This is a genomic window from Ralstonia sp. 25mfcol4.1, assembly GCF_900104095.1.
Lineage (GTDB): Bacteria > Pseudomonadota > Gammaproteobacteria > Burkholderiales > Burkholderiaceae > Cupriavidus.
Genome location: NZ_FNJO01000028.1, coordinates 1 through 23,530 on the forward strand (window position 1 = coordinate 1; position 23,530 = coordinate 23,530).

22 protein-coding genes are annotated in these 23,530 nt (G+C 66.6%); 16 read left to right on the forward strand and 6 right to left on the reverse strand.

The window, feature by feature from the left end; translation table 11 throughout:
* The 3 genes from BLQ58_RS27825 to BLQ58_RS27835 all read left to right on the forward strand — a co-directional run.
* On the forward strand, positions 1-422 hold a 422-nt coding region (locus BLQ58_RS27825; RefSeq protein ID WP_139186189.1), incomplete at its 5' end, for an ATP-binding cassette domain-containing protein.
* An 18-nt stretch (positions 423-440) separates the two neighbouring features.
* Positions 441-1,328, forward strand: a complete 888-nt coding sequence (locus BLQ58_RS27830; protein ID WP_092603664.1) for a branched-chain amino acid ABC transporter permease — start codon at positions 441-443, stop codon at positions 1,326-1,328.
* Positions 1,329-2,369 carry a branched-chain amino acid ABC transporter permease gene (locus BLQ58_RS27835; protein WP_092603666.1) on the forward strand — a complete coding sequence of 347 codons (1,041 nt, stop codon included), beginning with the start codon at positions 1,329-1,331 and terminating at the stop codon, positions 2,367-2,369.
* On the opposite strand, the gene BLQ58_RS27840 is transcribed toward BLQ58_RS27835, so the two are convergent.
* Genes BLQ58_RS27840 through BLQ58_RS27850 form a run of 3 tightly spaced genes read right to left on the reverse strand, consistent with a single transcriptional unit; the run spans position 2,346 to position 4,789 of the window.
* A complete protein-coding gene (locus BLQ58_RS27840; RefSeq protein WP_092603668.1) occupies positions 2,346-2,981 on the reverse strand; it encodes a flavin reductase family protein in 636 nt (211 codons plus the stop codon). The two genes, BLQ58_RS27835 and BLQ58_RS27840, sit on opposite strands and share 24 nt — an antisense overlap.
* A gap of 22 nt (positions 2,982-3,003) precedes the next feature.
* A complete protein-coding gene (locus tag BLQ58_RS27845; protein WP_254776229.1) occupies positions 3,004-3,765 on the reverse strand; it encodes a GntR family transcriptional regulator in 762 nt (253 codons plus the stop codon).
* 31 nt (positions 3,766-3,796) lie between these two features.
* Positions 3,797-4,789 carry a polysaccharide deacetylase family protein gene (locus BLQ58_RS27850; RefSeq protein WP_254776231.1) on the reverse strand — a complete coding sequence of 331 codons (993 nt, stop codon included), beginning with the start codon at positions 4,787-4,789 and terminating at the stop codon, positions 3,797-3,799.
* 234 nt (positions 4,790-5,023) lie between these two features.
* Here BLQ58_RS27850 and BLQ58_RS27855 point away from each other — a divergent pair, with 234 nt between their 5' ends.
* From BLQ58_RS27855 to BLQ58_RS27875, 5 genes are all read left to right on the forward strand, one after another.
* Complete coding sequence (locus tag BLQ58_RS27855) at positions 5,024-6,199, forward strand: ABC transporter substrate-binding protein (RefSeq protein WP_092603670.1); 1,176 nt, start codon at positions 5,024-5,026, stop codon at positions 6,197-6,199.
* 80 nt (positions 6,200-6,279) lie between these two features.
* Entirely contained in the window at positions 6,280-7,158 is an 879-nt protein-coding gene (locus BLQ58_RS27860) for a branched-chain amino acid ABC transporter permease (RefSeq protein WP_092603672.1), read from the forward strand.
* Positions 7,155-9,743, forward strand: a complete 2,589-nt coding sequence (locus tag BLQ58_RS27865; protein WP_254776233.1) for a branched-chain amino acid ABC transporter ATP-binding protein/permease — start codon at positions 7,155-7,157, stop codon at positions 9,741-9,743. The genes BLQ58_RS27860 and BLQ58_RS27865 overlap by 4 nt, the downstream gene beginning before the upstream one ends.
* Complete coding sequence (ggt, locus tag BLQ58_RS27870; protein WP_254776235.1) at positions 9,740-11,329, forward strand: gamma-glutamyltransferase; 1,590 nt, start codon at positions 9,740-9,742, stop codon at positions 11,327-11,329. The genes BLQ58_RS27865 and ggt overlap by 4 nt, the downstream gene beginning before the upstream one ends.
* Before the next feature lie 293 nt (positions 11,330-11,622).
* Positions 11,623-11,847: a hypothetical protein gene (locus tag BLQ58_RS27875; RefSeq protein ID WP_092603674.1), complete on the forward strand. Its 225-nt coding sequence runs from the start codon at positions 11,623-11,625 to the stop codon at positions 11,845-11,847.
* Positions 11,848-11,914: 67 nt separating this feature from the next.
* Here the strand turns inward: BLQ58_RS27875 and BLQ58_RS27880 are convergent, their stop codons facing one another.
* Positions 11,915-13,270, reverse strand: a complete 1,356-nt coding sequence (locus BLQ58_RS27880; protein ID WP_092603676.1) for a cytochrome-c peroxidase — start codon at positions 13,268-13,270, stop codon at positions 11,915-11,917.
* A gap of 257 nt (positions 13,271-13,527) precedes the next feature.
* Between BLQ58_RS27880 and acpA the strand changes: the two genes are divergently transcribed.
* From acpA to BLQ58_RS27910, 6 genes are all read left to right on the forward strand, one after another.
* Positions 13,528-15,651 carry an acid phosphatase gene (gene acpA, locus BLQ58_RS27885; RefSeq protein WP_092603678.1) on the forward strand — a complete coding sequence of 708 codons (2,124 nt, stop codon included), beginning with the start codon at positions 13,528-13,530 and terminating at the stop codon, positions 15,649-15,651.
* Between the two features lie 159 nt (positions 15,652-15,810).
* Positions 15,811-17,241, forward strand: coding sequence for an MFS transporter (locus BLQ58_RS27890; RefSeq protein WP_092603680.1), 1,431 nt, complete (start codon positions 15,811-15,813; stop codon positions 17,239-17,241).
* Positions 17,242-17,560: 319 nt separating this feature from the next.
* Complete coding sequence (locus tag BLQ58_RS27895; RefSeq protein WP_092603682.1) at positions 17,561-17,854, forward strand: helix-turn-helix domain-containing protein; 294 nt, start codon at positions 17,561-17,563, stop codon at positions 17,852-17,854.
* The gene (locus BLQ58_RS27900) at positions 17,851-19,158 is read left to right on the forward strand and encodes a type II toxin-antitoxin system HipA family toxin (RefSeq protein WP_092603684.1); all 1,308 of its coding nucleotides are present in this window, start codon (positions 17,851-17,853) and stop codon (positions 19,156-19,158) included. Before BLQ58_RS27895 ends, BLQ58_RS27900 begins: the two co-directional genes overlap by 4 nt.
* Before the next feature lie 127 nt (positions 19,159-19,285).
* Complete coding sequence (locus BLQ58_RS27905) at positions 19,286-19,720, forward strand: hypothetical protein (RefSeq protein WP_092603686.1); 435 nt, start codon at positions 19,286-19,288, stop codon at positions 19,718-19,720.
* The gene (locus BLQ58_RS27910; protein WP_092603688.1) at positions 19,717-20,112 is read left to right on the forward strand and encodes a PIN domain-containing protein; all 396 of its coding nucleotides are present in this window, start codon (positions 19,717-19,719) and stop codon (positions 20,110-20,112) included. The genes BLQ58_RS27905 and BLQ58_RS27910 overlap by 4 nt, the downstream gene beginning before the upstream one ends.
* 14 nt (positions 20,113-20,126) lie before the next feature.
* On the opposite strand, the gene BLQ58_RS27915 is transcribed toward BLQ58_RS27910, so the two are convergent.
* Positions 20,127-20,846, reverse strand: a complete 720-nt coding sequence (locus BLQ58_RS27915) for an SDR family NAD(P)-dependent oxidoreductase (RefSeq protein ID WP_092603704.1) — start codon at positions 20,844-20,846, stop codon at positions 20,127-20,129.
* A gap of 205 nt (positions 20,847-21,051) precedes the next feature.
* On the opposite strand from BLQ58_RS27915, the gene BLQ58_RS27920 reads away from it, so the two are divergent.
* Positions 21,052-21,918, forward strand: a complete 867-nt coding sequence (locus tag BLQ58_RS27920) for an EamA family transporter (protein ID WP_092603690.1) — start codon at positions 21,052-21,054, stop codon at positions 21,916-21,918.
* Between the two features lie 38 nt (positions 21,919-21,956).
* On the opposite strand, the gene BLQ58_RS27925 is transcribed toward BLQ58_RS27920, so the two are convergent.
* Positions 21,957-22,580 (reverse strand): GNAT family N-acetyltransferase, encoded by a 624-nt coding sequence (locus BLQ58_RS27925; RefSeq protein WP_092603692.1) that lies wholly within the window; start codon positions 22,578-22,580, stop codon positions 21,957-21,959.
* 88 nt (positions 22,581-22,668) lie between these two features.
* On the opposite strand from BLQ58_RS27925, the gene BLQ58_RS27930 reads away from it, so the two are divergent.
* A complete protein-coding gene (locus BLQ58_RS27930; RefSeq protein ID WP_254776237.1) occupies positions 22,669-23,154 on the forward strand; it encodes a winged helix-turn-helix transcriptional regulator in 486 nt (161 codons plus the stop codon).
* The last annotated feature ends 376 nt before the right edge of the window (positions 23,155-23,530 follow it).

Consider the following 23,530-nt stretch of genomic DNA (forward strand, 5'->3'; position numbering starts at 1 on the left):
TGCTGCTGCCGCCGGTGCTCAAAGGCGCCCGTGGCGGCGACACCCCCGGCATGAGCGAGGCCGAGATCTACGAGATGTTCCCGAACCTGCGCGAGCGCAAGCAAAGCCAGGGCACGCGGCTGTCGGGCGGTGAACAGCAGATGCTGGCCGTGGGCCGCATCCTGCGCACGGGCGCGAACCTGCTGCTGCTCGACGAGATCTCCGAGGGCCTGGCGCCGGTGATCGTGCAGGCGCTGGCGCGCATGATCCTGATGCTCAAGAAGAAGGGCTACACCGTGGTCATGGTGGAGCAGAACTTCCGCTTTGCCGCGCCGCTGGCCGACCGCTTCTACGTGATGGAGCACGGCGCCATCGTCGAACGCTTTGCCGCCAGCGAGCTGCAGGCCAAGATGCCGGTGCTGAACGAACTGCTCGGCGTATAACAAGGGACCCCACGTTTCATGAATTTCGATATTGGAATCCCGCTGCCGGCGCTGCTGTCCCAGCTGCTGCTGGGGCTGGTCAACGGCGCGTTCTACGCGATGCTGAGCCTGGGCCTGGCCGTGATCTTCGGCCTGCTCAACGTAATCAACTTCGCGCACGGTGCGCTGTTTATGCTCGGCGCCGTGCTGGCCTGGGCCGGCATGGAGTACGCCGGCCTCAACTACTGGATCATGCTGCTGGTGTCGCCGCTGGTCGTGGGCGTGCTTGGCGTGGTCATCGAAAAGTCGATGCTGCGCTGGATCTACAAGCTCGATCACATCTACGGCCTGCTGCTGACGCTGGGCATCACGCTGGTGATCGAGGGCGTGATGCGATCGGCCTACGGCGTTTCCGGCCTGCCCTACTCGCCGCCCGACGCGCTGCAAGGCGCCACGGACCTCGGCTTCATGATGCTGCCGAACTATCGCGCCTGGGTGGTCGTGGCCTCCGTGGTGGTCTGCCTGGCCACCTGGTTCACGATCGAGAAGACCAAGCTCGGCGCCTACCTGCGCGCGGGCACCGAGAACCCGAAGATCGTCGAGGCCTTCGGCGTCAACGTGCCGCTGATGGTCACGCTGACGTACGGCTTCGGTGTGGCGCTGGCCGCCTTCGCCGGGGTGCTGGCGGCGCCGGTCATCCAGGTGTCGCCCCTGATGGGCCAGAACCTGATCATCGTCGTGTTCGCCGTGGTGGTCATTGGCGGCATGGGTTCGATCATGGGATCGATCGTCACCGGCCTCGCGCTCGGCGTCATCGAAGGACTGACCAAGGTGTTCTATCCGCAGGCCTCGGCCACCGTGGTGTTCTTCATCATGGTGATCGTGCTGATGCTGCGCCCCGCGGGCCTGTTCGGGAAGGAAAAGTAAATGCTGCAAGATTCCAATCGCCGCGGCAAGGTCGCGGTCTACGGCGCGCTACTGCTGGCCGCCCTGTTGGCACCCATGCTCGGCGCCTATCCGGTGTTCGTGCTCAAGGTGCTCTGCTTTGCCCTGTTTGCGTGTGCCTTCAATCTGCTGATCGGCTACACCGGGCTGCTGTCGTTCGGCCATGCCGCATTCTTCGGCGGCGCCGGCTACGTGGCCGGACACGCCATGAAGGAATGGGGCCTGACGCCCGAACTGGGCCTGCTGCTGGGCACCGCGTTCGCGGCGCTGACCGGCCTGGTCATGGGTGCCCTGGCCATTCGCAGGCAAGGCATCTATTTCTCGATGATCACGCTGGCGCTGGCACAGATGCTGTATTTCTTCTGCCTGCAGGCGCCGTTCACGGGCGGCGAGGACGGCATCCAGGGCATTCCGCGCGGCAAGCTGCTGGGCCTGCTGCCGCTGGACAGCGATCTGGCGCTCTACTACGTGGTGCTGGGGATCGTAGTGGCCGCGTTCGCGCTGATCGTACGCACGATCCATTCGCCGTTCGGACAGATCCTCAAGGCCATCAAGGAAAACGAGCCGCGCGCCGTGTCGCTGGGCTATGACGTGGACCGCTTCAAGCTCGTCGCCTTCGTGCTGTCGGCCGCACTGTCCGGCCTCGCAGGTTCGCTGAAGGCGCTGGTCCTGGGCTTCGAGACATTGACCGACGTGCACTGGTCGATGTCGGGCGCCGTGATCCTGATGACCCTGGTCGGCGGCCTGGGCACGCTGGCCGGCCCCATTGCCGGAGCCTTCGTGGTGATCGCCCTGGAGAACAAGCTCGGCGACCTGGGCGCTTTCCTGGCCAATGTCACCGGCCTGGCGTGGTTCAACACGCTTGGCGAATCGGTGACGATGGTCACGGGCGTGATCTTCGTGATCTGCGTGCTGACATTCCGGCGCGGCATCGTCGGCGAACTCATCGGCCTGGCCGACCAATGGAAGGCGCGGCGCAAGCCGGCCGCACCGCTGGGCTCACATCTCGTCGATCGCGGTTGACGCGGTGACCACGCCGGCGTCCTTCTCCAGCGAGAAGCGGTCGCGCGTGGTCACATAGAAGCTGGCGCCGAAGCGGCCCACAGGGAAATATTCCTGCAACCGCACGCGCCAGCGTTCTGTATCGATCAGCCCGTCGCGCGCATGCAAGCGCAGCACGCGACCGATGAAGATCTGGCGGCTTTCGGTCTCCAGCGTTTCCCAGAGCCGGCATTCGAACGCCACCGGCGCCTCGGCGATGCGCGGCGGGGCCACGTCGGTGCAGGCCGCGGCTGTCAGCCCCACGTGGGCCAGTTCGCTCATGTCCGGCGGCAGGCGTTCGCCACAGCGATGCATTTTCTCGGCCATGGCCTCGTCGCTCAGGTGCACGACGAATTCCCGCGTCCGCACGATATTGGCCGCCGTATCCTTCAGCGAGCCGTCGCCCAGGCGGTTCACGCTGATCATCACGATCGGCGGCTCCTCGCCCAGCATGTTGAACATCGAGAACGGCGCCGCGTTGGCCGTGCCGTCCGGGCCCAGCGTGGTGACCAGCGCGATCGGTCGCGGCACGATCAGGCTGGCCATGAGCTTGTAACGCTGATATTCGGTGATCGCGGTGAAATCGATTTCCATCGTGTTCCTTGGGTATTCCGGTTTAACGCGGCGGCAGGCCGAGCATTTGCGCCAGGCTCTTTTCGCCCTGCATGCGCGACGTTTCGATGCGCTGTTCCAGTTCGCGCAGATGGGCTTCCATCAGCGTCACCGCGCCCGCGGCGTCACGCGCCTCGATGCAGGCGACGATGGCGGCGTGCTCGTCGTGCTCGCAGGGCGCGTGGCCCGGTGGCTCGTAAAGCCCCACGATCAGCGAGCAGCGCGAAACCAGTTCGGTGAGGTAGCGTTGCAGCACCGGGTTGCGTGCCAGGCCGGCGATCCGCAAGTGGAAGCCGCTGGCCAGCCGCGCCCACGAAGGCTGGTCGAAACGGTGCATCGCGTCGTGCTCGTCGGCCAGCTGCCGGCGCAGTTCGCGCAGGTCATCCGGCGTCACGCGCTCGACGGCCAGTTCCACCAGCACACGCTCCATCGCCCGCCGTGCCTCGAAGATCTGGCTGGTTTCCTCGGGCGTGGGCTCGGCGATCACCGCGCCCTTGTTGGGCCGCAGCGCCACGATGCCGTCGTGCGCGAGCTTTTCCAGTACACGCCGCACCACGGCCCGGCCCACCCCGAACAGCGTGCATAGCTCGGGTTCGGGCAGCTTGGTGCCCGGGGTCAGCCGATGGTTCAGCACGCCGTCGAAGATCGCCTGGTAGATGCGGCTGTCGGCGTCCTGCCGCTCGTCCGGTGCATCCGGTGCGTCCGAAGTCGCCGGCGGAAGCGGTTCCTCCGCCCCGGGGGCGGCTTTTGCAGCTTTGGTTGACATGGCGTCGGTCAGGGAAACAATGCCCATGATGTTAGCGTGCTGCGGCATTGGCGCGATCCGCCGCCATCGGCGCCTGGGCGTCCACGGCGTCCATGGCGTCGCAGATCGCGCCCGGCGTGGTGAACCAGACCTCGCCGTGCGACCGCCGTGCGGCAATGTGTGCCAGCGCGCGGCGCAGGTGACGGAGCCGGTACGGCTGCCCCACCAGATACGGATGCAGCGCGATGCCCATCACCAGCGGCTGCGGGTGCTGCGGATGGTTCGCCTGCTGCAGCATTTCATCGAACTGGTCGATGATCATGTCGGCGAATGCCGCGCCGTCAAGCTGGCGGGCGATGATCATCGGGATGTCGTTGAGCTCCTGCGGGTACGGAATCGACCAGAGCGCCCCGCCGTTGCGCGTCTGCATGCGCACCGGCCGGTCGTCGTGTGCCCAGTTCAGGGTGTATCGGTAGCCGGCTTCGGCCAGCAGGTCGGGCGTGACCATCGTTTCGGAAATCCAGGGCGACAGCCAGCCACCCGGCGCGCGGCCGCTGTGTTCGCGGATGCGGTCGCGACAGTGCACCAGCAGCGCACGCTCGCCAGCCTCGTCGAATTCGCTCTGGCGGTGCGCATTCGTATGGCCATGGCCGATCAGTTCGTCGCCACGCGCCAGGCAGGCATCGAGCACCGCCGGGCAGTGATCGTAAATGGCCGTGTTCAGGATCACGCCGGTGGGCATGTCCAGCTGGTCGAACAGTTCCAGGCAGCGCCATACCCCCACCCGGTTGCCGTACTCGCGCCAGCTGTAGTTCAGCACGTCGGGCTGCGGCGACACCGGGCCCAGGTTCGCGCCCAGCCCCTCGCCGAACGCGAAGTGCTCGATATTGAAGCCGAGGTAGACAGCCAGGCGCGCACCGTTGGGCCAGCGGAAGCCATCGGCGTCGGTAATGGGCCGGTACGGAAAACGGCCGTGATGGCGCAACGGACCGAACGACGGCGCCGCCGCCTGCGCTGCCGCCAGCGGACTCGGATTGAAGGTCATGAACGCGTGCCTTTCTTCTGGTTGGTGCATCCGCCCCGGAACCGGCACCGCCTTCGTGCGTGATGCCCCGTTTCCGATCGTATGCATGGATGTCACGTAATCGTTCGCAAATTGCGGGCCAGATCGTCAACGTATTGAAACGCCGGTTGTCACGGAGTTTCCGGGTGATTCGTCAACGCGTGGCACGGCTCTTGCGAGAACCCCGCCGACACCAACCCCATCCGGAGATCTGCCATGTTTCGTCCCCAACGCCGTGCACTGATCGCTGCCGCTGCGGCCGCCTGCGTCATGACCGCCCTGCCCGCGCATGCCGCCGACACCATCAAGATCGGCCTGATCACGGCGCTGTCGGGTCAGTCCGCCCGGGCCGGCGAGTCGCTGACGCGCGGCATGACCATCGCCATCGACGAAATCAATGCCAAGGGCGGCCTGCTGGGCGGCCGCAAGCTCGAACTGGTGCGCCGCGACGACGAAGGCAACCCGGCCAAGGGTGTGCTGGCCGCGCGCGAGCTGATCTACAAGGAGAAGGTTGCCGTGCTGTTCGGCGGGCTTGACACGCCGGTCTCGATGGCCATCGTGCCGATCGCCAATCAGGAGAAGGTGCCGTTCATGGGCCCGTGGGCCGCCGGCACGCCGATCACCCACAACGGCGCGAATCCGAACTTCGCGTTCCGCGTCTCGGCGGTGGACGAGGTGGTGGACAAGGCGATGCTGCAGTACGCGCAGAAGGCGTTCAACGCCAGCAAGCCGGGCCTGATCCTGGTGAACAACCCGTGGGGCGAATCGAACGAGAAAGGCATCGTGGCCGCGATGGCCGCCAAGGGCGGCAAGCCGGTGGGCGTCGAGAAGTTCGAGGCCAACGACGTGGACGTGGTGCCGCAGCTCGGCCGCCTCAAGGCGGCCGGCGCCGATGTGCTGCTGATGGTGGGCAACGTCGGCCCGTCGGCGCAGGTGGTCAAGTCGCTCGACCGCATGGGCTGGAAGGTGCCAGTGGTCTCGCACTGGGGCCCGGCCGGCGGCCGCTTCACGGAACTGGCCGGACCGAACGCGAAGAACGTCCACTTCGTGCAGACCTACAGCTTCTTCGGCACGCCGTCGCCGGTCAGCACGCGCGTGGTCAACGACCTGAAGGCCAAGTACAGCGACGTGAAGGGCCCGGACGACATCACGCCGGCCGTGGGCGTGGCCAACGCCTACGACGCCACGCAGCTGGCCGCGCTGGCCATTGCCAAGGCCGGCAGCACCAAGGGCGACGCGGTGCGCGAGGGCTTCTACAAGATCGACCGCTACGAGGGCCTGATCAAGACCTATGTGAAGCCGTTCTCGCCCCAGCAGCATGACGCGCTGACCGAAAACGACTACGTCTGGGCCCAGTTCATCGACAACCGCATCGTGCCCGTGAAGCAGTAAACGCTTGTTGCCGGGCGATTGTTGCTCCGCTCTCCCGCCATGCGGCGGCGCGGAGAAAACGTAAATAGAAGGACATCACCATGTTATGGATATCCGCCCTCATCAGCGGGCTTGGCCTGGGCAGCATGTACGGGCTGATGGCGCTGGGGTTTCACATCACCTACGCAGTCTCTGCCACGGTCAATTTCGCGCAGGGCAGTTCGATGATGCTGGGCGCCGTGCTCACGTACACGTTTGCGCAGACGCTGGGCTGGCCGATGCCGCTGGCCATCGTGCTGGCACTGGCGCTGTGCGCGCTGTACGGCCTGGCCGTGGAATTCCTGGCCGTGCGGCCGTTCGCCAGCCGGGGCTCGAATGCCTGGCTGATGGCCACCGTGGCGCTGGGCATCGTGCTCGATAACGTGGTGATGCTCTGGTTCGGCACCGAACCGCGCAGCCTGCCGTCGCCGCTGGCCACCCAGTCGGTACAGCTGGGCAACGCCGGCGTGGGCGTATATCCGCTGCAACTGGTGATTCCGGTGGTCGGCCTGGTGCTGGCTGCGGTGCTGCACGTGGTGCTGCGCAAGTCGCGCTGGGGCGTGGCCATGCTCGCAGTCGTGCAGAACCGCGATGCGGCGCGCCTGATGGGCATTCCGATCCGACGCACCATTGCCGGCGCCTTTGCGCTGTCGACGCTGCTGGCCGGTGTCGCCGGCGTGCTGATTGCCCCGCTGTTCAATGTGCAGGCCGACATGGGCACCGTCTTCGGTCTCAAGGCGTTCGCCGTGGCCATTCTCGGTGGGCTGTCCAGCGCCTGGGGCGTGATGGTGGCCGGCCTGATCTTTGGCGTGGCCGAGGCGCTGGTGACCGCATCGCTCGGTTCCAGCTACACGCAGATCATCACCTTTGCCCTGGTCATCTCGCTGCTGGCGCTGCGGCCCGATGGGCTGTTCGGACGCGCGGAGGTGCGCAAGGTATGAGCAAGACCATGACATCCGCGGTATCCACCGCGCCGCCGGGAAATCCGGCACGCACTGCCGCGCCATGGCTGGGCCTGGGCACGCCGCTGCAGGTTGCCGCCATGTGCGCGGTGCTGGCCGCGGCCGCGGGCCTGACCCTGACGCTGAACGGTTATTTCGTATTCGTGATCGCGGGCGTTGCAATGCTCGCCATCTGCGGCGTGGGCCTGAACCTGCTGCTCGGGCTGACTGGCCAGGTGTCGTTCGGCCACGTCGGCTTCTATGCGATTGGCGCCTACACGGTAGCCATCCTGACCGGCCAGGCAGGCTGGAGCTTCTGGGCCGCATGGCCGGTGGGCGCACTGGTCGCCGCCGCGCTGGGCGGCCTGCTGGCGCTGCCCGCGCTACGCGTCAAGGGCCCCGGCCTGGCGATGGTAACGATCGCCTTCGGTTTCATCGTCGAGCACGGCGCGGTGGAATGGCGCGGACTGACAGGCGGCCAGAACGGCCTGATGGGCATCGCGCAACCCTCGATTCCCGGTGTGGACGGCGGTGAGCGGGCGCTGGCACTGATCGCCATCGCGGTACTGGGGCTCGCGTTGGCCGCCTATGCGCGCATTGCGCGCGGCAGCTGGGGCGCCGCCATGCGCGCGGTGCGCGACAGCGAGACCGCAGCCGCGTCGATCGGCGTCAATCCGCTGGTGGTGAAGACGGTCGGTTTTGCATTTTCGGCCGCGCTGGCCGGCCTGGCGGGCGGCCTGTTCGCGCCGCTGCAGGGCATGGTCACGCCGGGCATGTTCTCGTTCCTGCAGTCGATCCTGTTCGTGCTCGTGGTGATGATCGGCGGCGCCGGCACGGTAGCCGGGCCTGTCGCGGGCGCGGTCGTGGTCGGCCTGCTGCCTGAAATCCTGTCGAGCCTGGAAAACCTGCGCCTGCTCTGCTTCGGCGTGCTGCTGCTGGTGGTGCTCTGGGTGGCGCCCAGCGGCATGGTGGGTGTGGTGACGTCGGCGTTCCGCCGCCTGCATCCCGCCAGGCCGGCCGATCACGACACCGTGGCTGGCGCGATGCTGCCGCAGCGCGAGGCCGCGCAGCGCCGGGGGCTGTCGGCGCTGGGCCTGTCGATGGTATTCGGCGGCGTGCGCGCCGTTGACGATCTGTCGTTCGACTTGCCGCCCGGCCAGGTGACCAGCCTGATCGGGCCGAACGGCGCGGGCAAATCGACCGTGCTCAACATGCTGTCCGGCTACTATCGCCCGCGCTCGGGCAGCCGCCGGCTGGGCGCGGACGCCCTGGCCGCACGGGGTGCGTGCCACAGCGCGCGCCATGGCATCTCGCGCACCTACCAGACCACGCAGCTGTTCACCGGCATGAGCGCGGCCGACAACGTGGCCATCGCCCTCACACGCGGCAAGCTGGGCACGCTGCTCGGCATCGCGGGCTTCACGGCCCCGGCCGTGCGCAACGAAGCCCGCGCATTGCTGGCCGCCTGCGGCTATACCGGCGACCCCGATGCCAGCGCGGCCGACCTGGCCCACGTGGATCGCCGCCTGGTGGAAATTGCCCGGGCGCTGGCCACGCGGCCGGCCGTGCTGCTGCTGGACGAACCCGCAGCGGGGCTGTCCCGCGAGGACAAGGCCACGCTGGGCCGCCTGTTGCGCCGGATTGCCGACAGCGGCATCGCGGTTGGCCTGGTCGAGCATGACATGTCGCTGGTGATGGATGTATCCGACAGCATCGTGGTGATCGACGCTGGCCAGCACCTGTCCGCCGGTACGCCCGACGCAGTGCGTGCCGATCCGGCCGTGCGCCGCGCCTATCTGGGCGAGGCGTCGGGCGCCCCGGCGCGGCGGCGCAGCCGCTCAGGGGGTGATGTCGTGCCGCCGGAAGTGCTGGGCGTCAGCGCGCTGCGTGCCGGCTACGGCGCGGCGCCGGTGCTGCACGATGTGGACCTGCAGGTCCGCGAAGGCGAGATGGTGGCGCTGCTGGGCGCCAATGGCGCCGGCAAATCGACGCTGATGCGTGCGCTGTCGGGGCTCCATCGCCCCGTACAGGGCGGCATCACGTTCGACGGCACCGACCTGGCCCGGCTCGACGCGGCGAAGATTGCCGAAATGGGCGTGGTACTGGTGCCGGAAGGCCGGCAGGTATTCCCCGAGCTGTCGGTGCTCGACAACCTGCGGCTGGGCGCGTTTCCGTCGGGCCGCATCTCTCGTGCCGAGACCATGCGCCGCATCGAGGCCATGTTCGCGCGCTGGCCCCGCCTGCGTGAGCGCCAGCACCAGCGTGCGGGCCTGATGTCCGGCGGCGAGCAGCAGATGCTGGCCGTGGCGCGCGGGCTGATGTCGAATCCGTCGGTGCTGCTGCTCGACGAGCCGTCGCTGGGCCTGGCGCCGAAGGTGATCGAGGAACTGTTCGCATCGCTGGACGCGCTGCGCGATGCATCGATCACCATCCTGCTGGTTGACCAGATGGCGGCGCTGGCCCTGTCGCTGGCCGATCGCGCCTACGTGCTCGAAGAAGGCCGCGTGGTGGCCAGCGGCGATGCCGAGGCCCTGGCCAAGGACCCGGCGCTGGTACAGGCCTACCTGGGCGGACAGCACGCATGAAGCACCTGGCCACTTCCAGCGCGGGCATGGTCACCAGCCCTCATGCACTGGCAAGCGAAGCCGGTCTGGAGATCCTGCGCGCCGGCGGCAATGCCATCGAGGCCGCCATCGCCATCGGCGCCACGCTGTCTGTCACCTATCCGCACTTCACGGGCCTGGGCGGCGACGCCTTCTGGATCGTCAGCGATCAGGCCAGCAACGTGCGCGCACTCTCGGGCATCGGACAGGCGGCAGCCACGCTGCCCGACTACGGCAGCGCGATCCCCACGCGCGGCGCGGCCTCGGCCATCACGTCGGCGGCCACCGTCGACACCTGGGACCGTGCCTTCGCCATCAGCCGCGACCATTGGGGTGGCCAGCAACCGTGGAAGCAACTGTTCCAGCGCGCCATCGCGCTGGCGCACGAAGGCTTCGACGTCACGCCGTCGCAGCGATTCTGGCAGGCCTTCCGTCATGAGGAACTGTCGGACTGGCCCGGCTTTGCCGACGTCTTCATGCCCGACGGACGCCTGCCCGTGCAAGGCGACCGCCTGCGGCAGCCCGCCCTGGCCCGCAGCCTTGATCGCATAGCGAACTTCGGTTCGCGCGAATTCTACGAAGGCGAACTGGCCGAGCGCATCGTAGCCGGGCTGCGTGCCGCCGGATCGCCACTCGGCATGGCGGACCTGGCCCGCACGGCGGCGCGCGACGAAGCGCCGCTGCGCGTGCCATATCGCGGCGGCGAACTGCTGAGCCTGGCGCCGCCCACGCAGGGTGTGACCACGCTGCAGATCATGGGCATCCTCGATCGTTTCGACGTGGCCAGCATTCCGGAGGGCAGCGCGGACTACTACCACCTGCTGGTGGAGGCCGTGAAACAGGCGTTTATCGAACGCAACCGGCATGTGGCGGACCCTGAATTCTGCGCGGTGCCCGTCGATGCGATGCTGTCGCCGGCGCGGCTGTCGGCGTTGGCCGCGCATATCGATATGCGTCACGCGATGCCCTGGCCGCACGTCTATCAGCATGGCGATACGGTCTTTCTTTCGGCGGTCGACCGCCAGGGGCGCTGCGTGAGCGTGCTGCAGACCGTGTATTTCGATTGGGGCAGCGGCGTGGTGGCGGGCGACACCGGCATCCTGTGGCATAACCGGGGCGCCGCATTCAGCACCGATCCCAACCATCACAACGCGATACAACCGGGCAAGCGCCCTTTCCATACGCTGAATCCGGGCATGTACCTGCGCAACGGCAAGCCCCGGCTGACGTATGGCACGCAGGGTGCCGACGGGCAGCCCCAGACGCTGGCCGCCGTGCTGACACGGCTGATCGACTACGGGATGGATCCCATGCACGCGCTGTCCCGGCCTCGGTTTCTGCTCGGACGCACGTTCTCCGACACGCGTGACAGCCTCAAGATGGAAGCCGATGCCGGTGATGATGTGATCGCCACGCTGTCAGCCAGCGGTCACGAGGTCAGCGTGATCGACGCGCAGAGCCCGTTGGCGGGCCATCCGGGCGCCATTGCGTTGTACGACGACGGACCTTGCGCGGGTGCGCACGATCCGCGCAGCGACGGCATCGCCATGGGGCTGCCAGGGGCATAAGACACGAGATCGGAAACGTCGGGCATCATCCGGACATCCGGGAGAAAACGGCAACGCCTCGCGTGACGCGCACATGAAGGCCCTGCGCTCTGTAGCGGTTTTGTATCGGGCAGGAACCCATGCGGCGGATCCCCGTCCAATGCCTTAACTGTCGACTGGCCGTCACGATGCGATGCAGCGTGCAAGGGCCGGCGCGATGGTCCACAATCCCGTCGGAGGAACGCACCGCTGCCAGCGGCCCCGCGTTCCCCATGTCCCCCAGCAACCGCTCCCCTCTCGCCAAGGAGAACACCGTGCTGAGCCCACATGAACTTGCCACACTGATGTTGATCGGCAACGGTCCACATACCCGCGACGATACGTCGAGCATTCCCGCACGCGAAATCGACCCGGTCGATCTCGATGCACTGATCACCCGGCAACTGGTGATCCTGGAATCCGAACAGGGCAAACGTCCCTGCCCGCAAATCACCGCGCATGGCCGCTCGATGCTGGCCGCGGTGGGTCGCCTGAACTAGCGGCCCTGTCACCCCCGATTGCTGCCAGCCGCCGGTGCGGTGCGCCTTTTCGGGACGGCCGCTGTCTTCATGGCTGCGGCCCGGCCTGGTAACCGTCGGTCAGCGTCTTCAGGAACGCGATCACATCGCGCATTTCCCCCTCGGTCATCAGCGGCTTGTCGCCCGGCTTGCCGCCAAACGGGGCTTCCATGTTGATGTTCTCGTGATACTGCGGCGGCAGGTCGTCGAATTTCCGCACCTTGCCGTCCGGGCCGCGCGGATACCACTTCTGCGGCTTCACATCGCGCTCGGCGTAGAAGTGCAGCACCTCGTCCAGCGAGTGGAAAATCCCGTTGTGGAAAAAGGCGTGGCGCAATGCCACGTTGCGCAATGACGGGGTACGGAACAGGCCGCAGTAGTCCGCACGGTCCTTGAGGTCGGTCCGGTCCGGGCCGCACAGCCCCATGTCGAAGAAGGCCGGATCGGCATTGCCCGCCAGCTTGCGGTTGCGCGGCACGCCCACGGCGATAAAGCCGAAATCCGAGAACGCGGGGAAGGCGCCTTCCCTGACATCGCCGGGGTGGCACGCGGCGCAATTACCCTTGTTCGGATCGTTGAACACGCGCAGGCCGCGCAGTTCCGCCGCATTCAGCTTCGCCTGGCCACGCAGCACCGCGTCGTACTTGCTGGTATAGGGATAGAACTCCGAGGGCGTCTGCTGGAATGCCTCCAGCGCCAGCAGCACCGCGCTGAAGGCGGTGTCCTCGTCGTCCAGCACGTCCTGGCCCAGCACCTTGCGGAAGGTTTCGGCGTGCGGGCCCTTGCGGATCCGCTCGACCACCACGCGTGGCTCGCCATTGGCCATCTCGTGCGCGGACAGCAGCGGGATGCGGGCCTGATCGTGCGTCGATCCGGCGCGGCCGTCCCAGTTGTGGCCGCCGGTCGGGCCCTGGTCCTCGGCGTCGTTACCGTCGTTCTCGTGATAGTGGTCGGTGTAGGCCGGTACGTTCTGCACATAGCGCAGCGACGGCGCCGCGCGCACGCCGGTGCGCGTCATGTCCGCACCGCCCAGCTGCACCGACAGGTTGTTTGGCGGCCCATAGGCATGATCGGGGCTATGGCAGGTGGCGCACGACTGTTTGCCCGATGCCGACAGCGCCGGATCGAAGAACAACGCCTTGCCCAGCGCATTGAGCCGCGCGATGTCGGGATGGCGCTCGGCCACCATCGCGTAGAACGGCTTCGGACCGGCGGCCCGCGGCATGCTGGCCGCGGCCGCCTGCGGTGGCGGCGTGTTCCCGATGGCCATTGCCGGCGCGGCATCCTGTTTCCCGCACCCCGTCACCAGGCTGGCCAGCAGCACGATGAGCAGGCTACCCGCCACGCGCAACCAAGTGAAGAGCGACGGGAACGCGGCGTTCCACAACAGCGGCGGCAAGCTCATGACGGAATGATGGCGGCAGGATGACGATGGAATGGCGCAAAAGGCTATGCCAGTTGGATGACATCCACGTGACGGTTCACGAAAACGACACGCCAACACCTGCCAACGCCGCGCCGCAGCGCCGATGTACCAGGCTCCGCCGCCCGTCATCATCAATTTGACACATGGCCGGCTCACACTCGCGGCGCACCCGGCAGTACCCACAAGTTTCATCGCAGCACTTGCAGTCATCCCACATATAAGAAAGAGGAAAGCCCATGAGCCGTAATACCCGTCTGTGGCCGCTGGCCGCATTGGCCGCCGCATGCCTGTCCGCCTGTGGCGGCAGCGATTCCGGAAGCAGCGCCACCACCCCCGCCGCCACCACGTCGGGCGTCGTCACCGGCAGCTACTTCGAGCACGCCAAGGTCTGTATCGACGCCAACAACAACGGCGCGTGCGACAGCAGCGAGGCCTCGGCCTTCACCGACGCCAGGGGCGCCTTCACCGTGAACGGCCAAGGCCCCGTCGTCGCCGAAATCGGCCCGGACGCCTTCCGCAACGACGACGCCGGAGGCCATGCCGCCGTGACGCGCAAGCTGGTGTTCCGCGCGCCGGCCAGCGCCAATGGCGTTGTGAGCGCCATCTCCACCGAACTGGCCGCGCTGATGGACAGCAACGGCGGCAACCTCGACGCCGCGCGCAGCCAGCTGGCGGAGCGCCTCGGTGTGGCCGCCGACAAGCTGCTGGAAGACCACAACAAGGAAACGGACGGCAAGATCAAGGCTGCGCTGCAGGGCGAGATCGAACAGGCCATCGAACTGATCGCCAACGCGGTGGCCGCCGGCGGCGACATCGCCGCCGCGATCAAGACCGGCGTGGCCCAGCGCGTGGCCATGAACAACATCAAGACCGTGGTCGTGATCTACGCCGAAAACCGCGGCTTCGACAACCTCTACGGCCTGTTTCCCGGCGCCAATGGCATTCCGGGCGTGAACCCGAGCGCCGTCGGCACGGTGACCCCGCAGAAGGACTTCGACAATTCGACGCTGGCATCGTTGCCGCCGACCTGGGGTGGCTTCACCGCAGGCGGCCAGGCCGTGCAGCTACCCCAGATCAACACCGTAGGCTGGGCCAACAAGCCGTTCCGGATCGACGACCCCTCGGGCGTCAACGGCACGGGCGTGGTGGTGAACCAGAGCGTGGTGACGCGCGACCTCGTGCACAAGTTCTATCAGAACCAGATGCAGATCAACGGCGGCAAGAACGACAAGTTCGCGGCCTTCTCCGACGCCGGCGGCATCACCATGGGCTACTACGACGGCAGCAGCATGGCGATGTGGAAGATGGCCAAGGACTTCGTGCTGGCCGACAACTTCTTCATGGGCGCGTTCGGCGGCTCGTTCCTGAACCACCAGTACCTTGTCTGCGCCTGCGTGCCGACCTACCCGAACGCCGACACTTCCGTAGCGTCGGGCTCGATCGCGGCGGTGGCTGCTGACGGCAAGAGCCTGAAACTGACGGACACCAGCTCGACGAGCATCCTGTCCGCCGCTGCGTCCTATGTGAAGGATGGCGCGATCACACCCAAGGATCCCGCCACCGGCCTGTTCTACGCCGTGAACACGATGCAGCCGGCCTTCCAGCCGAGCGGCAACGCCCCGGCGTCGGCCGATACCACCAAGCTGCTGGCCGACCCGAACGCCACCAGCACCCTGCCGCCGCAAACCCAGGACACCATCGCCACCTACCTCGACAAGCGCGGCGTGGACTGGGCCTGGTACGCGGGCGCATGGAAGACCGTGTCGGCGGATCGCACCAAGATCTACAACAACACGACGCCCAACTTCCAGGCCCACCATCAGCCGTTCAACTACTTCGCGGCGTTCAGCCCGGTCGACCACGCCGACTACCGCACGTCCCACCTGAAGGACTTCGACAGCCAGTTCCTGTCGGATGCCGCCGCAGGCAAGCTGCCGGCCGTGACGTTCTACAAGCCGCAGGGCAACCTGAACCAGCATGCCGGCTACGCAAGCGTGGCCGACGGCGACGCGCACATCGCCGACGTGATCCAGCAGCTGCAGAAGAGCCCGCAGTACAAGAACATGCTGATCGTGGTGACCTACGACGAAAACGGCGGCTTCTACGACCACGCGCCGGTGCCGACCGCCGACCGCTGGGGCCCGGGCACGCGTATCCCGGCGATCATCGTGTCGCCGTTCGCCAGGAAGGGCACCGTGGACCATACGCAGTACGACACGGCATCGATCCTGCGCTTCATCACGCGCCGCTTTGCCCTGCCCACGCTGCCGGGCCTGAAGCTGCGCGACGACGCGCTGGTGGCCAACGGCAAGCCGGCCATGGGCGACCTGACGAACGCGCTGTCGTTCCCGGCGCAGTAAGCCAGCCATCCGCCGGCGGGAAGGGGCGGCCATCGCAAGGGGCCGCCCTTTTTTCGTGGCGGACACAGGCAGGGGCGGCGTCGGCCGATCGCCGACAGGCAGAGGGTGCCGGAGTGGCTATAGTCTTGTGAGTGCCATCCCAGCGCCAAGGAGCCCGTCATCGCCGCCTGGCATTCCGATATCCCCGCCCGACTCGACCGCCTGCCGTGGTCCGCGTGGCACTGGCGCGTCGCCGTCGCCCTGGGCATCGCCTGGGTGCTCGACGGACTGGAGGTGACCCTGGTGGGCTCCGTGGGGGCTGTCCTGTCGCGGCCCGACACCCTGGGGCTCGATGCCACGCAAGTCGGCTGGTCCGGCTCCATCTATATATTGGGGGCGGTCATCGGCGCCCTGCTGTTTGGCCGCCTGGCCGACCGGCTGGGCCGCAAGAAGCTGTTTCTGGCCACGCTGGCGGTCTATATGGCAGCCACGCTGGCCACGGCCTTCTCTCCCAATTTCGCGTTCTTCGCCGTCTGCCGGTTCCTGACCGGACTGGGCATCGGCGGCGAATACGCGGCCATCAACTCGGCCATCGACGAACTGATACCGGCCCGCGTTCGCGGACGCGTGAACCTTGCCATCAACGGCAGCTTCTGGATCGGCGCGGCACTGGGCGCCGGCCTGAGCCTGGTGCTGCTGGACCCGCGCGTGTTCGGCCCGGTGTGGGGCTGGCGCGTCTGCTTTGCGCTGGGCGCGGTACTGGCCGTGGCGATCGTCCTGATCCGGCGGCATGTGCCGGAAAGCCCGCGCTGGCTGACAACGCACGGCCGTCACGACGAAGCCGCGCGCGTGATTGCCAGCATCGAATCGGAAGTGGCACAGCGGCATGGCCGGTTGCCGGCAGCGGACGCAGCGGCCACGGTGGCCTACGCCGGCAAACCCGTTCCCGCGCTGGGCGAGATCATGCGCCTGCTGCTGCGCCGCTACCGTACGCGCAGCGTCGTCACGTTCGCGCTGATGGTGGCGCAGGCGTTCTTCTACAACGCGATCTTTTTCACCTACTCGCTGGTGCTGACCCGGTTCCAGGGCGTGCCAGAGGAACGCGTGGCGCTCTATATCTTCCCGTTCGCGCTGGGCAACGCGCTGGGCCCGCTGGTGCTGGGCCCGCTGTTCGACCGGATCGGGCGGCGCAGGATGATCGCCGTCACCTATGTGCTGTCGGGCGTCGGTCTGGCCGCCACCGGCTGGGCGTTCATGCAGGGCTGGCTGGACGCGCGCGCCCAGGCGCTGTGCTGGTCCGCCGTGTTCTTCCTGGCGTCGGCCGCGGCAAGCTCCGCCTATCTGACCGCCAGCGAGGTCTTTCCGCTGGAAATGCGCGCCCTGGCGATTTCGGTGTTCTACGCCATCGGCACCGGCACGGGCGGCTTCATCGCACCCGTGCTGTTCGGCATGCTGATCGAAACGGGCAGCCGGGGCGCGGTCGCCGTCGGCTACGGCATCGGCGCCGCGCTCGTGATCGTGGCCGGCCTGCTGGCGCTTCGCTTCGGTGTGGATGCCGAGAGGCGTGCGCTGGAGGATATCGCGCCGCCGCTGGGGGCGGAACGCGATTGACGACGGACCGGCATTTTTGAGAACTGTCCCATTCCAATGACGATATCCGGCCGGCAGACTGTCCTGGACTGCGCAATCCCGTGCGGCCAGCCACAGGCGCATTGCCATGCAGACCGGGCATCCGGGCCCGCCCGCCCTCGCTACGGGGTCCAGTCAGCCGGACGACGCTGACGTTCGACCGGCATGCGGTTCGACACGCGGGCTTCTTTCTCATCACAAGCCCTTATTGAATAGAAGATCTGCGGTCGACTTAATATGTTTTTGCATATTTTTTAACGATTCACTATGATATTTAATACCTTCTCCGCCCACGTTCGTCATGTCCGCCTTCCTCCTTCAGCTACGTTCGCTTCGAAAAGTGCGAGAACTGTCCCTGGCTGACATCGGCCGCACCATTGGCATGGCCAGCTCAAACCTCTCCGTTGCCTTGAGCGGCAAGCAGGATGTGCGCGCTTCGACACTCGACGCGATTGCCTCCGCGCTGGACGCCGAATGGGTGCTGGTGCCCAGGGAACATCTGGCGGACGTTCGGCAGACGCTGGCGGGCAAGGCGGCCGGACCCGACAGGGCAGCCCCGACGTCCGTCGATTTGCTGCTCGGGGATGAGACATGAGCGACGAACTCCGGCCCCGCTATCTGTCAGTGCACCTGCACGGGGTACTTTGTGGCTATCTCTGCGAAGCCGGACGAACCACGCGCTTCGTGCCCGGCGAACAATTCCGGGGCGACCCCGGCCGGCCGACGCTTAGCCTCTCGCTGACCATCCCCGGAAACGAACCGCTGACTGGCACCATCCTGTCGAATCCGTTCCACCCGGCGGTCTACAACGTCGGTGGGGAGTTGCCCCCCTACTTTGCCGGGCTGCTGCCCGAGGGCGAACTTCGCAAGCGGCTGGAGGCCACGCGCCACCATCCCGATGACCGCGACGATTTCGGCGTGCTGGCGGCGGCCGGCGAAGACCTGCCCGGTGCCTTGACCGTGCGCCCGGCCAATCTCGATACCTTGCCCGATCATGTCCGCACCATCGGCGTGACGGGCGGCGCGGACAACCTCGAGATCGCCGTCGTGGAGGGCGCGACCGAAGGTGCCGCCTCGGTGTCCGGCGTGCAGAACAAGCTGGCGCTGTCTACCGCCCACGCCGGCAGGCGCTACACCATGCCTACCCACGGGCGGCTCTCTGACCTGATCGCCAAGCTGCCGGCGCGCAACGACGACAGCCAGATCTATAACGAATATGTGTCGATGCAACTGGCCCAGGCAGCCGGCGTGGCGGTGGCCGTGTGCCGGCCGCAGCCGCTGGCAGCCATCGATGTGCCGGGCCTGGCCGATGCGCTGGGCGCGGACCTGCACTTCCTGGCGGTGGACCGCTTCGATCGCGAGCCCGGCGGCCGGGTCCATGCCGAGGACGGCTGCCAGATCCTGACGCGCATGCCGGCACGCAAGTACGCCGGCAACGATGCCTACGTGGCCATCGTCCGGCTGCTGGACCGGCTGAGCGTACGCGGCATCGAAGACGTTCGGCAGTTCTTCATGCGGCAGGCCGTCCATACACTGCTGGGCAACAGCGACGCCCACCTCAAGAACTTCTCGTTCCTCTATCGCAATGGCACGATGCCAGAGCTGTCTCCGGCCTATGACATCGTCAGCGTGGCCGCACTGCCTGGCTTCGCGGCATTCGGACAGAACGTCGCCATCGATCTTCTGCAACGCAAGCAGACACTGGAAACCTACCGGGAATTCGCGCGCGAAGCACGGATTGCCGAGCGCATCGCCCTGGCCGCCGTGAAGGACGCCGTGACGATGGCCCAGGAACGGTGGCCCGCGCTGCTCGATTCGCTGCCGACGCCAGTGGCGATGAAAACCGTGGTTCTCGAACGGCTAGGCACCCTGCCGCTGGCCCAGCTGCGCAGGCGATAGCCGGATCCCCGCAACCCGGGACGCTTTTTGAGACACGTCCCATTTTTTTCTGCTTGACGGCGGCCCAGAATGGTTTCGTCAGGCGCGGATCGCGCCGGCTCAACCAGATAATAGAGGGGTCAATCTCATGCAATATCAAGCAGAGCAGCATGTTGCGCCGAAGGACGTGGGGGCTGTGACGACGGACTGCCTGCGCGACGCGCAGTGCCGTGAAATAGAGAAGGACGGCGATCCGGCAACCACATTGGGACTGCGGAAACTGGCACCCGGCGAAACCTGCTCGATCATGGATTTGAAGGGGTGCCTTGCTGGCCGCAGGCCCCCGCCAAGCCGGCAAGACGTCGCGCAAGCCGTGGACGACGCTGAGTCACCTGACAAGCACGATGCCGATCCAACAACGACGCTTGGCCTGCCCCCTCTCGCTCCGGGGCAAACTTGCTCCATCATGGACTTGAAAGGATGCCTGGCGGGCCGCAGGCAGGGCTCGCCCCTGACGGACGACGAAATCGAAGCGGCCATTGATGCCGAAGTCTGCGCAAGGTATCTCCGGAGCTTTGCATGATCGGGCTGGATACCAACATTCTCGTCCGGTTCTTTACCCGGGATGATCCCATCCTGACTGCCAAAGCAGACATGTTGATGGCGTCGCTTTCACGAAACGCTCCGGGTTACGCTGCCATTGCTGTACTGGTGGAACTGATCCGTGTCATGAGGAGAATCCGTGGAGCAACGCGATCTGAAGTGGCCCGGGTTCTCGAATGGCTGTTGAAAAGCCGGGAGTTGGTCATCGAGTCCCATGCCATCGTGGAGTCGGCGTTTCTCCTATTCAGGGAGACGTCGGCAGATTTCCCCGACTGCCTGATCCAGCGAACCTGCCAGAGCGCCGGCTGCCATCACACGGCCACCTTCGACCGCAAGGCGGCCCGTGTCATCGGCATGAGGCTGGCGCTATGAGGCAGGGCGGACGGTTAACTCAGCCCGTCCAGCACCAGATGCTGTCCATGCATGGCCTCGGCCCCGTCCGACGCCAGGAATGCCACTGCACGCGCGGCGGCGCCGGTGGATACCCACTGTGCCGGATCGGCCGACGGCATGGCGTGGCGGTTGGCGGGCGTATCGAGAATGCTTGGGGCAATGCTGTTGACGTTGATGCCCGAGCTTCTGACTTCGTGCGACAGGCTTTCCACCAGCCGCTGCAACGCGCTCTTGGAAGCGGTATACGCGCCCATCGCGGCCGCGCCGTGGGCGGCGCCGCGCGCGGAAACGGCCACCACCTTGCCGCTGCGCTGAAACATCATGGCCGGAATGAAATGGCCCGTGACGGCCACGAACGACCAGGCGTTCAGGTCCATCATGCGCAGCCAGGATTCGCGGCTCAAGGCATGGGTGGGCTCGCCCATCTCGAAGCCTCCGGCCACGTGCACCAGCACATCGACCGTGCCGAACGCGTCGAGGATGGCGGCGGCCACGGGTGCCATCGCCGTATCGGACGTCACGTCGGCCGCGTGCAGCAGCGTACCGCCGTGGTCGGGCTCGGGGTGCGCAAACACGCTCTGCAGGTGCTGCAGGTTGTGGTCGATCAGCGCCAGCCGTGCGCCTTCCCCTGCGAACCGGCTTGCCACGGCGCGACCCAGCGCGCCGGCGGCTCCGGTAATGACGACATGACGACGCGGTGCCTTGGCTTCCATGGTGATCTCCGGCAAAAACGGTCCTTCCACCATAGTGCGTCGTCCGGGACTCCGCCAGCGCCGGCCAGGGCGCTGGCCGGCACCCTGGCCCGGCTCGCCCAACTGTACAGCAAGCGGCACCGGCATCTGTGTATGGCTGCCCGTTCGATGTTCGGGCAAGATGCCGCACCGCCCGTAGCCGGGCCTACCGCACCAGGACAAGGAAGTGCCCCTCACCCGCATCAAGCAGAGCGAAACCCTGCTGGCCGTGCTGGCCCTGATCGGCTCCATGGCGTCGCTATGCGTCGGGACATCGTTTGCCAAGAGCCTGTTCGGCGCCATTGGCGCCCAGGGCACGGTTGCGCTGCGCGTCGGCTTTGCGGCGTTGATCCTGATCGCGGTCTGGCGGCCGTGGCGCTTCCCGTTGTCAGGCAAGCATGCCCGCGCCATTGCGCTATATGGGGCGGCGCTGGGGGCCACGAACCTGCTGTTCTATATGTCGCTGCGCACCATCCCGCTGGGGTTGGCGATCGCCATCGAATTCACCGGCCCGCTGGCCGTTGCCGTGTTGTCGTCCCGCAAGGCCATCGATTTCCTCTGGATTGCCTGCGCCGTGGCTGGCCTTGTCCTGCTGCTGCCGCTGGGCGAGGCCTCGACCCATCTCGATCCGGTGGGTATCGGCTATGCGTTGACGGCCGGCGTTGGCTGGGCGCTCTATATTGTGTTCGGCCAGATGGCTGGCAATGCGCATGGCGGCCAGGCGACTTCGCTGGGCATGACCATGGCGGCGCTGGTTGCGCTGCCTTTCGGCCTTGGCCATGCCGGCACGCAGATCTTCAGCCCGGCGCTCTTGCTCTCCGGTCTGGCGGTCGGCCTGATGTCGAGCGCGATTCCCTATTCGCTGGAGATGGTGGCACTGAAGCGGCTGCCGCGCCGGACCTTTGGCATCCTGCTGAGTCTGGAGCCGGCCATGGGTGCCCTGGCGGGCCTGGCATTCCTGCACGAGCAGCTCACAGCCATCCAGTGGGTGGCCATCGCCGCCATCATCACGGCGTCCATTGGCTGTACGGCGACATCGCGCAGCAAGACCTGACGGCCTGTCAAGCCGCCCGGGGCGGGCGCCAATGCGGGCTAGTTGTCCGCGAACCAGTCGCGTGGCAGCCAGTGCTCGCGTTGTGGCCGGGGGGCGCGGTCATGCACATCGACCAGCGACATGCTGACCTCATGCAGAAAGCTGTCCTCCGGGTTGCGACGTGCGGTAAATCCGCAATCGCGCATGATGGCAAGCATGCGCCGGTTTTCGCTCAGCACGTCGCCACGCATCCCCTGCAACCGGCGGGTCCTCGCAATCTGTTGCAGCCGCTGGATCAACCGCCGGCCCAATCCCTGTCCTTGCCAGTCGTCCGCCACCACCACAGCCAGTTCCGCCACGTTGTCGGCGTTCACCACGTATTCGGCGTTGGCAACAATCGATTCGTCGCCCTCTTCACCGCACACCGTCACCACCATGGCGGCGTCTCGTTGCGGATGGTGGGCGACGAAACCCTGGATGATCTCGTCCGCCACCCGGCCTCCGGTCAGAAACCTGTAGTAGCGGCTTTCACGCGACAGGCCGTCGACAAACGCTCGCAACCCCGCATGGTCGGCCGCGCGTACCGCACGCACCGTCACCTGCCGCCCGCCGCGGGCCGTCCACCGTTCTTCGGTAATCCGCGAACCCGTGCTGCTGTCGCCTGCGTCGTCGCCATCGCTCATGGCCCACCCCTGACTTCATCTTCTGTAGGCAGGACTATAGTCGAAACCCTGACTTTTTCAAATGAAGTTAGAGTGCTATGCTCAAATCATGAATACGTCACTGCCGCCTCCTGTTTCGCCCGAGGCCTTCGCGCAATGCTCGATCGCGGCCACGCTATCGCTGATTGGCGAAAAGTGGACAATTCTTATCTTGCGCGACGTGTTTTCGGGTGTCCAACGTTTCGACGACTTCCTGGAGCGGCTCCAATGCTCGCCCGCCGTGCTGTCGGCGCGGCTGAAGACGCTGACGGAAGCCGGGCTGCTTCGCAAAGTCAGCTACAAGGAGCCAGGGGAGCGCGAACGCTTTGCCTACCGCCCTACCCGTGCCGCCGTGGAGCTGCTGCCGGTGATCGTCGGCCTGATGCAATGGGGCGATGCCCATATGAAGGCAGATGGCCAAGGGCCCGCCGAGATCCGCTCGCGGGTCAACGGCCTCAAGGTGCGCTCCGCGCTGATTGACGAAGCCGATCAGCTGGTCTCGCCCTCCGACATGCAACTGATTTCCCTCCTGCCTCAGGCGCAAAAGTCCGACTGATCGCCCAGCGGCGACTGACTAGTTATCCATCGGGCGGGCCGGACCCCGAAGGATGAAGCGGGCTTGGGGCCGGTGAATTGCGCGGTGACAGGAATAAGATGATAGACGGTGTCGGTAACGAGGTCGGCTCCCGCTTGGTGCCCCGAGCCCGTTGACTAGTTGGACCCGCAGCCCTGCGAGCACCCCGAATTGTGACCGTGGGTGGCAACACCCCGAAGCACGTCTACTAGATTTCGACAACGAGGGCTGCCGCCGACGCCGTTGACTCTGGCAGGAGGCTCCATGCAAGTACTCTATCCCCGCTGTGCCGGGCTGGACGTCCACAAGGACACCATCGTGGCCTGTGTGCGCTGCGTCTCGGCGCCCGAGCATCATG

Coding starts and splice junctions, on each gene's coding strand:
- BLQ58_RS27830 (WP_092603664.1), top strand. CDS start 441: ATGAATTTCGATATTGGAATCCCGCTGCCGGCGCTGCTGTCCCAGCTG.
- BLQ58_RS27900 (WP_092603684.1), top strand. CDS start 17,851: ATGAGCGACGAACTCCGGCCCCGCTATCTGTCAGTGCACCTGCACGGG.
- BLQ58_RS27925 (WP_092603692.1), bottom strand. CDS start 22,580: ATGAGCGATGGCGACGACGCAGGCGACAGCAGCACGGGTTCGCGGATT.
- BLQ58_RS27860 (WP_092603672.1), top strand. CDS start 6,280: ATGTTATGGATATCCGCCCTCATCAGCGGGCTTGGCCTGGGCAGCATG.
- BLQ58_RS27895 (WP_092603682.1), top strand. CDS start 17,561: ATGTCCGCCTTCCTCCTTCAGCTACGTTCGCTTCGAAAAGTGCGAGAA.
- BLQ58_RS27845 (WP_254776229.1), bottom strand. CDS start 3,765: ATGTCAACCAAAGCTGCAAAAGCCGCCCCCGGGGCGGAGGAACCGCTT.
- BLQ58_RS27910 (WP_092603688.1), top strand. CDS start 19,717: ATGATCGGGCTGGATACCAACATTCTCGTCCGGTTCTTTACCCGGGAT.
- acpA (WP_092603678.1), top strand. CDS start 13,528: ATGAGCCGTAATACCCGTCTGTGGCCGCTGGCCGCATTGGCCGCCGCA.
- BLQ58_RS27880 (WP_092603676.1), bottom strand. CDS start 13,270: ATGAGCTTGCCGCCGCTGTTGTGGAACGCCGCGTTCCCGTCGCTCTTC.
- BLQ58_RS27855 (WP_092603670.1), top strand. CDS start 5,024: ATGTTTCGTCCCCAACGCCGTGCACTGATCGCTGCCGCTGCGGCCGCC.
- ggt (WP_254776235.1), top strand. CDS start 9,740: ATGAAGCACCTGGCCACTTCCAGCGCGGGCATGGTCACCAGCCCTCAT.
- BLQ58_RS27865 (WP_254776233.1), top strand. CDS start 7,155: ATGAGCAAGACCATGACATCCGCGGTATCCACCGCGCCGCCGGGAAAT.
- BLQ58_RS27930 (WP_254776237.1), top strand. CDS start 22,669: ATGAATACGTCACTGCCGCCTCCTGTTTCGCCCGAGGCCTTCGCGCAA.
- BLQ58_RS27840 (WP_092603668.1), bottom strand. CDS start 2,981: ATGGAAATCGATTTCACCGCGATCACCGAATATCAGCGTTACAAGCTC.
- BLQ58_RS27850 (WP_254776231.1), bottom strand. CDS start 4,789: ATGACCTTCAATCCGAGTCCGCTGGCGGCAGCGCAGGCGGCGGCGCCG.
- BLQ58_RS27915 (WP_092603704.1), bottom strand. CDS start 20,846: ATGGAAGCCAAGGCACCGCGTCGTCATGTCGTCATTACCGGAGCCGCC.
- BLQ58_RS27835 (WP_092603666.1), top strand. CDS start 1,329: ATGCTGCAAGATTCCAATCGCCGCGGCAAGGTCGCGGTCTACGGCGCG.
- BLQ58_RS27905 (WP_092603686.1), top strand. CDS start 19,286: ATGCAATATCAAGCAGAGCAGCATGTTGCGCCGAAGGACGTGGGGGCT.